The sequence below is a fragment of the Campylobacter sp. CH278 genome (assembly GCF_004378845.1).
In the GTDB taxonomy this organism is placed as follows: Bacteria; Campylobacterota; Campylobacteria; order Campylobacterales; family Campylobacteraceae; genus Campylobacter_D; species Campylobacter_D jejuni.
On sequence record NZ_RYXZ01000005.1, the window covers coordinates 141,470 to 157,023 of the forward strand.

Consider the following 15,554-nt stretch of genomic DNA (forward strand, 5'->3'; position numbering starts at 1 on the left):
CATTAAACAAAGTTATAATAATTAGCAAAAATATAGAAAATTTTTAAAAAGTCTAATCCTTGACTTATAAATTATCTACTACATATAAATAAGCAGGAATACTAATCTTAACATAAGGCTTTACTTCTACACTTTGATACATATCTTCATCATCAATTCTATTCACAATCCCAACAGGTATATCTGAAAAGAAAATATTATCAAGTCCACTTGTTAAAATTTCATCTCCGATATTAATTTTTGCCCATTTTGGAATAAATTTAACCACAATCCTGCCATCTTCACCTTGGATTAAACCTGGAGCTTTGGATTTTCCTATATAAACAGAAAAAACACACTGATCATCACCTTGTAAAAGAGCCATTGCTCTACCATTTTTATTAATAGCTATACCTGCAGTATATCCTTGATATATCAAACCGCGATTTTTACCAACGGGAATTTTGCTCCAATCTAACCATAATTTTTTATAATCATTCAATTGAACATAAGAAATAACTCTAGTTAAAGAAACTTGAGGTAAATATTTTGTAGAATTTTGATCCTCTAAAATACGATTTAATTGATTTGCAAAACTAGTTACCTTTACAGCAATATCTTCTAATTCTTTATTTCTAGCTTTTAGTTGCTGAATTTGATTTGCTTGATTAAAGTGTTCTGAAATTTTTTCTCCTAAATAATCTTTAATATTATAAAAATTACCTATAACAAAATCATTAACACGGAGAACATTTTGCTTAATAAGTCCTCCATAATAAAAAGATATAAAAACCAAAAAGGCTAAGACAAGAACATAAAAAATCTTATTCTTCATTGGTTAATTGTTGCAATAATGAAATTTCCTCTAAAGCTTTACCTGTTCCTTTTGCTACAGCTAAAAGCGGTTCATCTGCGATATAAACTGGCAAACGTACAATTTCACTTAAGTATTTATCAAGACCACGAATCAATGCTCCGCCACCTGTTAAAACTACACCATTTTCTACTATATCACTTGCTAAATCAGGCGGCATCATTTCAAGAACCATTTTTAAAGCATCAGCAATTTCTTTTAAATACTCACGCATCGCTTCTCTTACATCTTCGCTTGTAAGTTCAATACGACTTAAAAGTCCACTTACTTGATCGCGTCCTTTTACCACCATAGAAATCTCTTTTGGAAGTTGTATTGCTGAACCTATAGTGATTTTGATCTCTTCGCCTGTTCTTTCACCTATGATAAGATTGTATTTTTCTTTTACATAATTAACTATACTCATATCAAGCTTATCTCCAGCTGTACGAATAGACTTTGAAATCACAAGTCCACCCAAAGAAATCACTCCAATCTCAGTAGTTCCACCCCCTATATCTACTACCAAATTTCCTTTAGGCTCTTGTATAGGTAAACTTGCACCAATAGCTGCTGCCATAGGCTCTTCAATCAAAAATACCTCTCTTGCACCTGCGCTTAAAGCACTTTCTCTTACCGCTTTTCTTTCTACTTGAGTTAAACCATAAGGAACAGAAATGATAATTCTAGGGCGTAAAAAACTTTTTCTACGGTGTGTTTTTTCTATAAAATAGCGGATCATTTTTTCAGTCATATCAAAATCTGCAATCACGCCATCTTTCATAGGACGAATAGCTTCGATATTGCCTGGAGTTTTTCCAACCATATCTTTAGCTTCTTTACCTACGGCTAAAATTTTTGCTTTGGAACCATACCTTTCTCTTTCAACTGCCACAACAGAAGGCTCATTTATCACTATACCCTTATCTTTTACCAAAACTAGCGTATTAGCTGTTCCTAAATCAATCCCCATATCACTAGAAAAAAATCCTATAAGCTGATCTAATATCATTTCTATCCTTTTTAACTTATTTTTCTTTTTATTAATAATGCCTTTGCATTGTCTTTAACAACTTCTTTGGTTATTACAATATCATAGTCTTTATACTCTGGTAACTCAAACATTAAATCTACCATCATTTCTTCTATAATACTTCTAAGCCCCCTAGCCCCTGTTTTTCTCTCTAATGCAAGTTGTGCGATAGCTCTTAGAGCATCTTCTTCAAATTTTAAATTCACTCCATCAATAGCAAAAAGCTTTTGATATTGCTTAATAATGGCATTTTTAGGCTCAGTTAAAATTCTTACCATATCTTCTTCATTAAGCTCATTTAAAGATGCAATCACATGCAAACGACCTATAAGCTCAGGAATCAAACCAAAATGCACCAAATCATCAGGTTCAATTTTCTCAAGTAAAGCTTTATTTTCTTCTTTTGCATCATCAAAAAAGCCCACAACTTTATCGCCAAGTTTTCTTTTTAAGATAGTTTCCAAACCATCAAAAGCTCCACCACAAACAAATAAAATATTTGAAGTGTCAATTTGTATAAACTCTTGATTTGGATGTTTTCTTCCCCCTTTTGGTGGAATATTTACCAAACTTCCTTCGATAATCTTAAGTAAAGCTTGTTGCACGCCCTCTCCACTTACATCACGAGTAATAGAACGATTTTCACTCATTCTAGCAATTTTATCAATCTCATCAATAAAAACTATACCTTTTTGAGCTCTTTGCACATCTCCATCTGCAGCTTGTAAAAGACGTGTTAAAATATTTTCCACATCCTCACCTACATATCCTGCTTCAGTTAAAGAAGTTGCATCACAAATTGCTATAGGTACATCTAAAAATTTAGCTAAAGTTTGTGCCAATAAAGTTTTTCCACTTCCTGTTGGCCCAACAAGTAAAATATTTGACTTAAAAAGCTCTGTATCATCATCTTGAAGTTCGGCTTTAAAAAGTCTTTTATAATGATTGTATACTCCAACACTAAAAACTTTTTTAGCTCTATCTTGTCCTATGACATAACGATCTAGATAAGCTTTTAATTCTTTTGGAGCGATATCTTTAAATTCTGTATTATGGCTTTGTTTAGGTTCTTTAAATTCTTTTTCTTCTCCATAAATAATACTATAAGCACCTTCAACGCAATATTCACAAATAAAAGCATCATCATTTTCATTTGCTAAAATTCTTCTTTGTGGATTCTCCACTTCATTGCAAAAACTACATTTTCTAGGCATTATTTTTACCCCTATAGATAGGAATTCCGCGCTTTGTTTCTAATATAAAATGGCACATTTTTTTAACATTTTCACTTTCTTGATTTTCAAGCAAATTTTTAGCATTTTCTTTTAAATCTCCTTGTCTAAATAAAGTTTTAAAAGCTCTACTAAGTCTATCTACTTCATCTTTATCAAAACGACGACGAATACCTACTAAATTTAAACTTCTAATACTTGCACGATTTCCTTCTGCTAAACAAAACGGTACTATATCCTGAGAAAGTGCACTTGCTCCTGCTATCATACAACCCTCACCTACTTTGACAAATTGATGAATAGGTGTAAGCCCGCCTACAACCGTAAAATCTCCAAGCTCTACATGTCCTGCTAAAGTTGCATTATTAGCTAAAATAATATTATTACCTAAAAGACAATCATGAGCAATATGACAATAAGCCATAATAAAAGCATTATCGCCTATACGAGTAAAACCATCTCCTTTAGCTGTACCTGAATTTATCGTTGCAAATTCTCTAATAGTTGCATTTTTTCCTATAACAACACCGCTTTTTTGCTCTTCTTTATAAGATATGTCCTGAGGAATATCGCCTACTATAGCATAAGAAAATACACGAGAATGATCACCTATAGTTGTATCTGAAAGAATTCGAGCACCTTGTTTGATGACAACATCATTACCTATTTTAGTATCTTTACCTACATAAGCATAAGCTTCTATTACAACATCGTCACCAAGTTGTGCACCCTCTTCAATCACCGCACTTGGATGAATTTTTTTCATTATTTATCCACTATCATAGCTTTAAGCTCGGCCTCTGCAACTAAATTTCCATCTACAAAAGCTTGCCCTTTAAAAATCCACATATTGCCACGATTTTTAACCACGCTCATTTCATAATCAAGCCTATCTCCAGGACGCACAGGATTTCTAAATTTTGCTCCATCTATGCCTGTGAAATAAACTACTTTACTTTTTGGATCCACTTTATCTTCCATACTTTCAAAAGCTAAAACTCCACCTGTTTGAGCCATACCTTCTAAAATCAAAACTCCAGGATAAATAGGATGTCCTGGAAAATGTCCCATAAAAACATGGTCACTTATACTGATGTTTTTATATCCTCGCACCACTTCTTTAACTTTTAATTCTGTAATTTTATCTACTAGTAAAAAAGGATAACGGTGTGGTAAGATTTCTTGAATTTGCATTACATCTATCATTATTAAATTAACCTTGAAAACAATTAAAAATTTTATTATATAAAAAAATCATTAAAAATTACATTAACAAAAAAAGTTTTTCTTAATAAATTTCTTAAATTTTTGCAAGCACCTCTTGATTATCATGATAAATTTCACTTTTTGCTATCACTTCATATCTTGAAGGAAAAATTTCTTCAAGTATAATCACAGGGCTAAGATTATAAGCTCCAAAAACTTGATTACGCCATCTAACTTCTGCTTGAATACTTAAAGGTTTTTTTAAAAAATCTTCAAAATTTTTCCATTTGTTTTTAAAAAACGCATTAAAACGCCAAAATTCCACAAAAACCATTTCATCTTTGGTACTTCTATAAAAGCCTTCTTTTAAATTTTGTTTTAAATTTTCCTCATCTAAAGAAAATCTTGTATAAGCGTTTTTAAAATGCGAATAAAATAAAATATGAGATTTAACGGGCTTTTTATCTAATTTTATCAAAGCGCTTAAAAGACGATAATTTAAAAATTTCTCTCTTAAAATTTGAAATTTTATACCCTTTTTTTCCCATAAAACTACTTTTTTATAAAGAGCTATTCTTGCTTCTATACTTGCAGGTAAAATTTGCTTATTTACAGGAGACATTAATTCATCAATAAAATTCTTATCTTGTTTTTGTTTTTTAAGCCCATAAATACAACCACAATAGTTTTGATGATAAAGCATTTCTTTTTTTGCTAAAGCAAACTGCCTTTGAGTGCCACCATTTTTACGAAAATCAGGAGCTAAAAACTCTACCCCATAAGGCTCACATTCTTTTTGTAAAGCATTTTTTAACTGTTCTAAATCTTTTTTAGGGCTGGTTAAAAGCGTAGTAGTAAGCTTTTTTTCTCCTATTTTAGCAGCAAATTTAACACTAGATCCCATTCTTACATCAAAGCAAATTTCACACCTTGCACCTTTTTCAGGCTCATCTTCATAACCACGCACAGCATTAAGCCATTTTTCATACTCATACTCACCTTTATGAAGCTTGATGCCAAGTTTATCACAAGATCTTTTTACGTCTAAAAATCTTAGTTCGTATTCGCTTAAAGGATGGATATTTGGATCATAAAAATATCCTATGATTTTTTCATCAGGATAAGTCTTTCTAAGTTCTTCAATAAAATAATGGCTATCTACGCTACAACAAATATGTACTAGCATTAAAGACTTTCAAGCACTTTTAAAGCATGATCTTTTACACGAACATTACTATAAATTTGAGCAATCTTACCTGTTTCATCGATAACAAAAGTAGAACGAATAAGACCTTCGTATTCTTTTCCGTAATTTTTCTTAAGCCCCCAAGCTCCATAAGCTTTAGCAACTTCTTTTTCACTATCGCTAAGTAAAATATGTTTTAAATCAAATTTAGAGATAAATTTTTCATGACTTGCCACGCTATCAGGACTGATACCAATAATCACCGCATTTTTACCACCAAATTTATCATAATTTGCACTAAAATCACAAGCTTCTGTAGTGCAACCTGGGGTATTATCTTTTGGATAAAAATACAAAATCACCTTTTTGCCAATAAAATCTTTTAATGCTATTTTTACCCCATCTTGATTTAAAAGCTCAAATTGAGGTGCCTTATCTCCTATATTTAAACTCATTTACTTGCCTTTGCTTTGATAGCTTCTACACTTTCTCCGCCAAAGCCTATGTCATAATTTTCCACATCTTCTAAAATCACAACAACTCTTTCTTTACTTTTATTATATTTCGTGCTTAAAAGTTCGGTAATATCAGCTATAAGTTCCGCTTTTTGTTCCTTACTTAAAGACGGCTTTGCTAATTTAATATTTACCAATGGCATAATTTCTCCTTTTTTAACGATAATTTTTCATAATTATTTCAAAAAATACCTAATATTTTTTTTAACAAAAAAGCTTAATTTAATAAAAGCTTATTATTAGTATATTTTTGATATAATCCCGATTTATTCTTAAAATAATATTTTTTAAGAAATAAACAACTATAAAAGGTAAAAAAATGATCTCAGCAGATAAAATTTGGATGGATGGAAAATTAGTTGATTTTAAAGATGCAACTTTGCACTTTTTAACCCATTCTTTGCATTATGGCAATGCTGTTTTTGAAGGAACTAGAGCCTATAAAACAGATAAAGGCTTAGCAATTTTCAGACTTGAAGATCACACCAAAAGACTTTTAGAGTCTGCAAAAATTACTCTTTTAAATTGTCCTTTTTCTCAAAAAGATCTTGAAAATGCACAAATTGAACTCTTAAAAGCAAACAATTTTCAAAGCAATGTCTATATCCGCCCTCTGATTTTCTTAGGCGATGGAGTTATGGGACTTTATCATATAAAAGCTCCTGTAAGAGTTGGAATTGCAGCTTGGGAATGGGGTGCTTACCTTGGAGAAGAAGGTTTAGAAAAAGGCATAAAAGTAAAAATTTCGTCTTTTGCAAGAAATAGTGTTAAATCATGCATGGGAAAAGCTAAAGCAAGTGCAAATTATCTTAACTCTCAAATTGCAAAATTTGAAGCTATTGAAGCAGGATATGAAGAAGCTTTAATGCTTGATGAAGAAGGTTTTATCGCAGAAGGAACAGGAGAATGTTTCTTTATTGTAAAAGATGGGGTTTTAATCACACCTCCAAATGATTTTTCTTTAAAAAGCATTACTCAAGATACAGTGCTTAAAATCGCTCATGATCTTGGTATCACCGTGCTTCGCCAAAGAATTTCAAGAGATGAAGTTTATACTGCTGATGAAGCATTTTTTACCGGAACAGCCGCTGAAATCACACCTATTAACAATATTGATGCAAGAATAATAGGAAATGGTTTAAGAGGATCTGTAACTAAAAAACTTCAAGATGCTTATTTTGATGTAGTTTATGGACGCAATGAAAAATACGCATCTATGCTAACTTATATTTAAAAAAGGAAATAAATGCCAGCTGATTTGAATGATTATTTCAATAAAAAAAATGGAAATTCTAACAATAACGGAAACAACAACCGTCAAAATTTCAATTTCAAAGCACCAGAATTTAATTTTAAAGGTTTTGGGAAATTCTCTCCATTTGTTTATGGGGTGATTATTATTATCTTATTTTTAATCGTTGCAAAACCTTTTATGGTGATAAATTCTGGGGAAATGGGGATTAAATCAACAACAGGTAAATATGACCCAAATCCATTAGAACCAGGACTTCACTTTTTCTTACCTTTTGTACAAAAAATAACCATAATCGATACTAGAGTAAGACAAATCAACTATGCTTCTATAGAGGGAAGTAATGAAAATTTATCTTCAGGTTCAGGTGTTATTAATAAAAATAGTATTTCTGTACTTGATTCTCGTGGATTGCCTGTATCTATTGATGTTACAGTACAATACCGTTTAAATCCTTTGCAAGTTCCTCAAACCATAGCTACTTGGAGCTTAAATTGGGAAAATAAAATTATCGATCCAGTTGTTCGTGATGTAGTGCGAAGTGTTGTAGGAAAATATACAGCCGAAGAACTTCCTACTAATCGTAATACAATAGCCGCTCAAATAGAAGAAGGTATAAGAAAAACCATAGAAGCCCAACCAAACGAACCTGTAGAACTTCGCGCTGTACAACTTAGAGAAATTATTTTACCTTCAAAAGTAAAAGAACAAATCGAACGCGTGCAAATTGCAAAACAAGAGGCTGAAAGAACTAAATATGAAGTAGAAAGAGCTAATCAAGAAGCCTTAAAAAAAGCTGCTTTAGCTGAAGGGGAAGCAAATGCAACCATAATCAGTGCCAAAGGTAAAGCTATGGCTGTTAAGATAGAAGCAGATGCACAAGCTTATTCTAATAAAGAAATTGCAAACAGCTTAAACACCCCTTTGCTAAATTTAAAACAAATTGAAACTCAAAAAGAATTTAATGAAGCCTTAAAAGTCAATCAAGATGCTAAAATTTTCTTAACTCCAGGTGGAGCAGTGCCAAACATTTGGGTTGATACCAAAGATGCTAAAAAGCAAAGTGCTGCCAACATGAACTAAAAGGATACGCAAGTGGAAAAACTAAGAGAAATCGTGCTTTTTTACACTACTCATTTATATTTAGTAGATTATATGCTGATTTTATTAGTTTTTTTTCTCTTCACTTGTGTTTTACTTCTTTGTGTATTTTTACGCCATAGGCCTATAGCGGCACTTTTTATTATCGCATTTGATATTATTATTTGTTTTTTAGTTTATATCTATGGGTATAAACTAATAGACAATGAAGTAAGAACTCGAAAAACCGCTATTACAGATCAAAAAATGATACAAAGCTCAAATGATTTAATTGTTGATTTTAACATTACAAATAATTCAAAAAATAATTTTAAAGAATGTAAAATTACAGCTAAAATTTTTGCAGATAAAATACCTAATGATAATATCATAGAAGAATATAAAAAGAAATTTATCCCTTTTAGACAAAAAAGTAGAGAAATTAAAGATCTAAAGAAAAACGCAACCCAAGTTCAAAGAATTGCTTTTGAAAATTTTAACTATGAAAATAACTATACCATACGCTTAGTTTCGGAGTGTTTTTAATGCATTTTACGATTTTTCATATTATAGCTTTTATCATTTTACTTATTTGCTTTGCCTTGATTTGTATTTTAATCTTTCTAAAAGTCAAACAGAAAGAAATGGCTTTGATTTCTTATACCATAGCTACTATTTTTACCGCACTTTTGATATATTCTATTTTTCTAACAATCAATCAATTCACCACTCAAGCCGATCTTAGCAAACTAACCTACACAAGAGATCTAAGACATGAAAGCGTTATAGTAAGTGGAAAAGTTCAAAATCTTACTAAATTTGAAATCAGAAAATGCTATTTGATACTTAGCATATTAAACCAAAAACAAGTAGGAGGAGAAATTTTCAATGATAAAAATGTCCGTAACGCTAAAATGCAAAATACAAGTGTTTCTTATACTATAGAAATCATAGACACACTCCCAGGTAATACCTATAAAGAATTTAGAGCCAGTGTTCCTTTTCCTCCAAGTTTTAATAATCCTGAATTTTATCACACTTTAAAATGTATTTGATTCAAGAAATCAACTAGCAAAAATTCTAAAATACATTAATTATTCACACAACAAAACAATAATTCCACTATAAATTATATAAATATTAATAATAATTTAAGTTTTATTAATATAATATTTATTAATATACAAGATAAGGAGTCAATCAACCTTTAAATCTAAAAGCACTTTGCTAAATGAGAGTTAAAAATGGGAGGGAAAATAAAGCTATAAAAAGCTTATACCTTAAAACTCAACGAGATCGAAATGAGCTCAGAAGTATTAATCTGAGCTCAAAACAAACTTTTTTTTATAATTGAAGTTTTATCTTTTCTAAAAAAACAATAAGTAAAATATAATTAACTCAAATTTATTATATCAATAAAGAATAATATTAAAGCACTAAAAATAAATAATCTTAGTAAAAATTATACAATTAAGTAATAATTAAATTGCATAGTATTAAAATACATTTACATCAAATTTATATTAAGGAATTAGTAATGAAAAAAATTTTCATTTCTTTTGTTGTCCTAGCGACATGTTTATGGGCAAAAAATACCGCCTATACCGATGAAGTTGTATCGCTTTATCTTAATAAAGATGATACTAAAGTCATAGGAAGACTTTTACCTACAAATCCTTTTGAAGTGTTAAAAAGCGAAAATAACAGGGTTTTGCTAAAAATTGATGGTTATGTAAATCCTAAAGCACCTTCTGTGATTTATTTCAATGACTCTCAAAGAATTATTGTTGCAGCTTTTTCTAAAAATACAAAATTAAATTTCTCTCAAAGAATAACTGAAAAAAATGGCAAATGGGATAAGGTAAGCCTTGAAATTTGGGCAGATAAAAAAGAATTTATCAAAGACAATAAAGAAATGTTAAATCGAGCTAAAGAACTTTTTGTAAATAACTGCGGAATTTGCCACGCTATCCACAAAGAAAAAGAATTTACAGCTAACGCTTGGCCTGCAATTTTCCGTTCTATGGCTGATAGAACAGGTATTGATAAAAAAGACAGATGGCTAGTTATAGAATACTTACAAAAAAACGCAAAAGATTTTAAAACAAAATAAGGAGAAAAGCATGCTAGATAGAAGAAAATTTTTAAAAATTGGAGCGAGCTTAAGTGCTTTACCTCTCATCCCAAGCTTAAGTGCAGGAAAAACCGTAGAAGCTTCAAAAGTTAGCCTTGGACTTGTAAAAAATGGAGAAGTGATCACCGCAGCACACTGGGGGATTTTAAAACTCACTATAAAAGATGGCAAAATAGTAAAAAGCGAACCTTGGGAAAAAGTTACAAAAATGGATAATCCTTTACAGCACTACACTGCTGATATGGTTTATAAATCTCGTGTGAAATACCCTTATGTGCGTAAATCCTACCTTGAAAATCCTGACAATCCTAAACCTGAACTTCGTGGTAAAGATGAATTTGTCCGCGTAAGTTATGATGAAGCGATCAAACTCATCGCCAAAGAACTTAAAAAAACAAGAGATAGCAAAGGTGCAAGTGCAATTTTTGGTGGAAGTTATGGCTGGAAATCAAGTGGAAATATGCAAAACTCACGTATCTTGCTTCATAGATTTTTAAATGTAACAGGTGGATTTGTAGGAGCTACTGGGGACTATTCTACAGGAGCTTCTCAAGTGATTATGCCTTATGTTGTAGGATCGATTGAAGTTTATGAGCAACAAACCTCATGGGAAAATATCTTAAGCGATTCTAAATATGTTGTGATTTGGGGTGCTGATCCACTTTCTACTTTACGTATAGCTTGGACTTCAAACGAACAAAGAGGTTTGGCGTATTTTGAAAAACTTAAAGACAGTAAAATCAAAATAATTTGTATAGATCCTGTAAAAACCACTACAGCAAAATTTTTAAATGCCAAATGGATAGCTCCACGCCCAAATACCGATGTAGCTTTAATGATGGGTATGGCAAGCCATTTAATCGCTAAGAAAAAAGTCAATTACGAGTTTTTAGACACTTACACCACAGGCTTTGATAAATTTAAAGACTATTTAGAAGGCAAAGAAGATGGAGTTAAAAAAGATACCAAATGGGCAAGTAAAATTTGCGGTATCGATGAAAAAACTATCAAAAATTTAGCTGAAACTTTTTACGATAATCCTACTATGATTATGAGTGGTTGGGGTATGCAAAGAGCACATCATGGAGAACAACCTCACTGGATGCTAGTTACTCTTTGTGCGATGTTAGGACAAATCGGCACAAAAGGAGGTGGTTTTGGACTAAGCTACCATTACAGCAATGGCGGTGTTCCAACTTGCAAAGGCGGAGTGATCGGTGGTATGACAGCAGGTAGCTTAGGGATTTGGAAAAATGGTAAATTTAAAGGTTTAGCAAAAAGCGAAACTTCAAACGAAGGTGCAGAATGGCTTCAAAATGCAGCGAGTTATTCTTTCCCTGTAGCAAGAATTGCTGATGCTTTACTTCATCCTGGAAAAACCATAGATCACAACGGCTCTAAGCTTACCTATCCTGATATTGATTTTATTTACTGGGTAGGCGGAAATCCTTTAGTACATCATCAAGATACCAACACTAATGTAAAAGCATGGAGAAAACCACGGACCGTTGTGGTAAATGAAATTTACTGGACTCCAACAGCTAAAATGGCAGATATTGTTATGCCTGTAACTTCATCTTATGAAAGAGATGATATTACCATGACAGGAGATTATTCAAATATGCATATAGCTCCTATGAAACAAGCAGTTGAGCCTGTGGGTGAGAGCAAAGATGATTATGTAATTTTCTCTGATATTTGCAAAATTTATGGAAAAGATGTCTTTAATGCCTACACAGAAAATGGCAAAAAAGCTAAAGATTTCATCAAAGAATACTACAACAGTGCCCTAAAACAAACTCAAAGTTTTGGCGAAGCTTTTGCTACTCCTATGCCAAGTTTTGAAGAATTTTGGGCTAAAAATGAACCAATCACTTTTGAACCAACAGCTGAAAGTTTAGAATGGACTCGTTTTTCAGAATTTATAGAAGATCCTATCTTAAATGCTCTGGGTACAGATTCAGGACTTATTGAAATTTACTCAGAAACGATTAAAAATTATAATTATGATGATTGCAAAGCCCACCCTACTTGGTTTGAGCCTATTGAATGGCTTGGAAATGCAAGCAAAGAAGCACCTTTCCACTTACTCACAAATCACCCAAGAGATCGCTTGCACTCTCAACTTTGCCACACAAGCTTAAGAGATACTTATGCAATAAAAGATAGAGAGCCGATTTTAATCAATTCCAAAGATGCAAAAAAACTTGGTATAAAAAATGGCGATGTAGTGCGTGTGTTTAATAAACGCGGTGAAGTTTTAGCAGGGGCAGTTGTAAGTGATGAAATCATGCAAGGGGTTGTAAGACTTTGCGAAGGTGCTTGGTACGATCCTAATGAAAACGGACTTTGCAAATGTGGAAATGCAAATGTTTTAACCATGGATATACCAACTTCAAAACTTGCCAATGGCAATATCTCTCACACAGGACTCGTAAATATAGAAAAATTTAAAGGTGAACTACCAAAACTTACTGCCTTTAGTGCGCCAAAAGGTGCGAACTAAATTTAAGAAAGCCGCAAGGCTTTCTATTGTCCAAGCAAATTTAAACTTAAAGCCATTATTGCCATTCCTGCAATAAGTCCATATAAACTATCATGAGCCTTATCATAAGTTTTTGCAGCGGGCAAAAGCTCATCAAGAGATATAAAAACCATAATTCCTGCAATCACAGCAAAACTTATAGCTAAAGTAAGATCGCCTATAAAAGGCAATAAAATCAAAGCTCCAACAAAAGCACCCAAAGGCTCTGCAAAACCCGAAAGAGCTGAATAAATAAAAGCTTTTTTCTTATCTCCTGTAGCATGGTAAATTGGCAAACTCACAGCCAAACCTTCAGGGATATTGTGTATAGCCACAGCTATAGCTATGGCAATTCCTAAAGTAAGATTATCAAGACTTGAAATAAAAGTAGCAAAACCTTCTGGGAAATTATGTATAGCAATAGCCAAAGCTGTAAAAATCCCTGTACGTTTTAAAGCTTTAGTATTGATCTGATGCAACTTTTCTCCAGGATGAAATTTCGGAGGATTTTGTCCTTTTTGGGGTAAGGGACAAATTTTTAACTCGCTTAAATCCTCTTTAGGTTCGTGAGGATTGACATCTTCGGGGATTAATTTATCAATCAATAAAGATATTAAAATTCCACCAAAAAAACAAGCTAATCCCAAAAGCTCAGCCCAATGCGAATCATAGTGATTTTTAAAATCTTTAAGTGCAGTAGGTAAAATTTCCATGAAAGAAATGTATATCATTACTCCAGCTGAAAAACCAAGCCCCAAAGAAAGCACTCTTAAATCATCTTTTCTGGAAAAAAAGGCTATTATAGAACCTATAGCCGTAGAAAAACCTGCAAAAAGAGTCAATAGCATTGCGATAAAAATTTGTTCGAATGTAAATTGCATTAATATTCTTAAATAAATAATATTTTAAAACTCTTTATATTTATAAAAAGTTAATACTTGGTAAAAATATACAAAATAATTAAAAATTTTTGATTTTTTATGTAAAAAATTCACTTTTTATACGCTTTTTCTCTTATTTTTTGCTAGAATAATTAGAATAATATTTTTATTTTATTTTCAATATAAATATAGGAGTTATAATGCAAAAAATGAATTCAGGTAAATCCGTTGGAATTTCAGCCAAGCTTACACTATGGGTTGGAATTTTAGTTGTATTAATTTTAGCAATCACAAGTGCTGTTAGTTACTTTGATTCGAGAAACAATACATATGAATTGCTAAAAGACACTCAGTTAAAAACTATGCAAGATGTGGGTGCTTTCTTTGAAAGCTATGGTATGTCAAAAAGAAATGGCATTCAAATACTAGCTAATGAACTTACTAAACGCCCTGATATGAGTGATGAAGAACTGATCAATCTTATTAAAGCATTTAAAAATGTTAATGGCTATGATCTAGTTTATGTAGGATTTGAAAATACAGGTAAAAATTACCAATCTGATGATCAAATTTTAGACTTATCAAAAGGTTATGATACCAAAAATCGTCCTTGGTATAAAGCCGCCAAAGAAGCAAAAAAACTTATAGTAACAGATCCCTATAAATCAGCCAATAGTGGACAAGTTGGTTTAACTTACGCTGCTCCATTTTATGATAGAAATGGAAATTTTAGAGGTGTTGTGGGTGGAGATTATGATCTAGCAAAATTTTCAACCGATGTGTTAGCTGTGGGTAAATCACAAAATACCTATACCGTAGTGCTTGATCCAGAAGGAACGATACTTTTTAGAGACGATATCACTAAAATCCTAACAAAAACAGAATTAAGTATCAATATCGCTAATGCAATCAAAGCAAATCCTGCTCTTATTGATCCAAAAAATACAGATACTTTATTTACTGCTAAAGATAATAAAAGTATAGATTATGCAATCATGTGTAATTCTACTTTTAATCCTTTATTTAGAATTTGTACAGTAACAGAAAACAAAGTTTACACCGAAGCTGTTAATTCTATTTTAATGAAACAAGTTATAGTTGGTATTATAGCTATAATCATAGCTTTAATTTTAATTAAATTCTTAATTAATAGAAGCCTCTCTCCACTTACAACTATTCAAACAGGTTTAAATTCATTCTTTGATTTTATCAATCATAAAACAAAAAATATTTCTACTATAGAAATAAAAAGCAATGATGAATTTGGGCAAATCTCAAATGCTATCAATGAAAACATCCTTGCTACTAAAAAAGGTTTAGAACAAGACAATCAAGCCGTTAAAGAATCAGTTCAAACCGTATCAGTTGTAGAAGGTGGTAATCTAACAGCAAGAATCACTGCTAATCCAAGAAACCCACAACTGATTGAACTTAAAAATGTTCTAAATAGACTTCTTGATGCTTTACAAGCTAGAGTAGGTTCTGATATGAATGCTATTCATAAAATTTTTGAAGAATACAAAAGCTTAGACTTTAGAAATAAATTAGAAAATGCTAGTGGTAGTGTAGAATTAACTACTAATGCTTTAGGGGATGAAATAGTTAAAATGCTAAAACAAAGTTCAGACTTTGCTAATGCTTTAGCTAATGAAAGTGGAAAATTACAAACTGCTGTTCAA

Annotated in this window: 16 protein-coding genes; 7 read left to right on the top strand and 9 right to left on the bottom strand. The window is 31.6% G+C overall.

The window, feature by feature from the left end:
• Positions 1-64: 64 nt before the first annotated feature.
• From mreC to ELQ04_RS05805, 8 genes are all read right to left on the bottom strand, one after another.
• Positions 65-814: a rod shape-determining protein MreC gene (gene mreC, locus ELQ04_RS05770; protein WP_002877813.1), complete on the bottom strand. Its 750-nt coding sequence runs from the start codon at positions 812-814 to the stop codon at positions 65-67.
• A complete protein-coding gene (locus ELQ04_RS05775; protein ID WP_002936864.1) occupies positions 804-1,844 on the bottom strand; it encodes a rod shape-determining protein in 1,041 nt (346 codons plus the stop codon). Before ELQ04_RS05775 ends, mreC begins: the two co-directional genes overlap by 11 nt.
• 11 nt (positions 1,845-1,855) lie before the next feature.
• Positions 1,856-3,079, bottom strand: a complete 1,224-nt coding sequence (gene clpX, locus ELQ04_RS05780) for an ATP-dependent Clp protease ATP-binding subunit ClpX (protein ID WP_002936863.1) — start codon at positions 3,077-3,079, stop codon at positions 1,856-1,858.
• On the bottom strand, positions 3,072-3,863 hold the full coding sequence (gene lpxA, locus ELQ04_RS05785) for an acyl-ACP--UDP-N-acetylglucosamine O-acyltransferase (RefSeq protein WP_002936861.1): 792 nt from the start codon (positions 3,861-3,863) through the stop codon (positions 3,072-3,074). The genes clpX and lpxA overlap by 8 nt, the downstream gene beginning before the upstream one ends.
• Positions 3,863-4,303 (bottom strand): 3-hydroxyacyl-ACP dehydratase FabZ, encoded by a 441-nt coding sequence (fabZ, locus tag ELQ04_RS05790; RefSeq protein WP_002851782.1) that lies wholly within the window; start codon positions 4,301-4,303, stop codon positions 3,863-3,865. Before fabZ ends, lpxA begins: the two co-directional genes overlap by 1 nt.
• Positions 4,304-4,397: 94 nt before the next feature.
• A complete protein-coding gene (locus ELQ04_RS05795; RefSeq protein ID WP_002936860.1) occupies positions 4,398-5,489 on the bottom strand; it encodes an epoxyqueuosine reductase QueH in 1,092 nt (363 codons plus the stop codon).
• The gene (gene bcp / locus ELQ04_RS05800; protein ID WP_002851665.1) at positions 5,489-5,944 is read right to left on the bottom strand and encodes a thioredoxin-dependent thiol peroxidase; all 456 of its coding nucleotides are present in this window, start codon (positions 5,942-5,944) and stop codon (positions 5,489-5,491) included. The genes ELQ04_RS05795 and bcp overlap by 1 nt, the downstream gene beginning before the upstream one ends.
• Complete coding sequence (locus ELQ04_RS05805) at positions 5,941-6,147, bottom strand: 4-oxalocrotonate tautomerase family protein (RefSeq protein ID WP_002936859.1); 207 nt, start codon at positions 6,145-6,147, stop codon at positions 5,941-5,943. Before ELQ04_RS05805 ends, bcp begins: the two co-directional genes overlap by 4 nt.
• Positions 6,148-6,323: 176 nt before the next feature.
• Between ELQ04_RS05805 and ilvE the strand changes: the two genes are divergently transcribed.
• The 6 genes from ilvE (at position 6,324) to ELQ04_RS05835 (ending at position 12,976) form a co-directional block, all read left to right on the top strand.
• Entirely contained in the window at positions 6,324-7,238 is a 915-nt protein-coding gene (ilvE, locus tag ELQ04_RS05810) for a branched-chain-amino-acid transaminase (protein ID WP_002857493.1), read from the top strand.
• A gap of 12 nt (positions 7,239-7,250) precedes the next feature.
• A complete protein-coding gene (locus ELQ04_RS05815; RefSeq protein ID WP_002854522.1) occupies positions 7,251-8,339 on the top strand; it encodes a prohibitin family protein in 1,089 nt (362 codons plus the stop codon).
• Positions 8,340-8,351: 12 nt separating this feature from the next.
• Positions 8,352-8,882 (top strand): DUF2393 domain-containing protein, encoded by a 531-nt coding sequence (locus tag ELQ04_RS05820; RefSeq protein WP_002851753.1) that lies wholly within the window; start codon positions 8,352-8,354, stop codon positions 8,880-8,882.
• On the top strand, positions 8,882-9,391 hold the full coding sequence (locus ELQ04_RS05825) for a DUF2393 family protein (protein WP_002872028.1): 510 nt from the start codon (positions 8,882-8,884) through the stop codon (positions 9,389-9,391). The genes ELQ04_RS05820 and ELQ04_RS05825 overlap by 1 nt, the downstream gene beginning before the upstream one ends.
• A 482-nt stretch (positions 9,392-9,873) precedes the next feature.
• Positions 9,874-10,449 (top strand): cytochrome c3 family protein, encoded by a 576-nt coding sequence (locus ELQ04_RS05830; protein ID WP_002936857.1) that lies wholly within the window; start codon positions 9,874-9,876, stop codon positions 10,447-10,449.
• A gap of 10 nt (positions 10,450-10,459) precedes the next feature.
• On the top strand, positions 10,460-12,976 hold the full coding sequence (locus ELQ04_RS05835) for a molybdopterin guanine dinucleotide-containing S/N-oxide reductase (protein WP_002936855.1): 2,517 nt from the start codon (positions 10,460-10,462) through the stop codon (positions 12,974-12,976).
• Positions 12,977-12,999: 23 nt separating this feature from the next.
• Here ELQ04_RS05835 and zupT read toward each other — a convergent pair whose 3' ends face one another.
• Complete coding sequence (zupT, locus tag ELQ04_RS05840; RefSeq protein WP_002851840.1) at positions 13,000-13,875, bottom strand: zinc transporter ZupT; 876 nt, start codon at positions 13,873-13,875, stop codon at positions 13,000-13,002.
• Positions 13,876-14,075: 200 nt separating this feature from the next.
• Between zupT and ELQ04_RS05845 the strand changes: the two genes are divergently transcribed.
• The coding region (locus ELQ04_RS05845; RefSeq protein WP_134224475.1) for a methyl-accepting chemotaxis protein at positions 14,076-15,554 on the top strand (1,479 nt) is incomplete at its 3' end.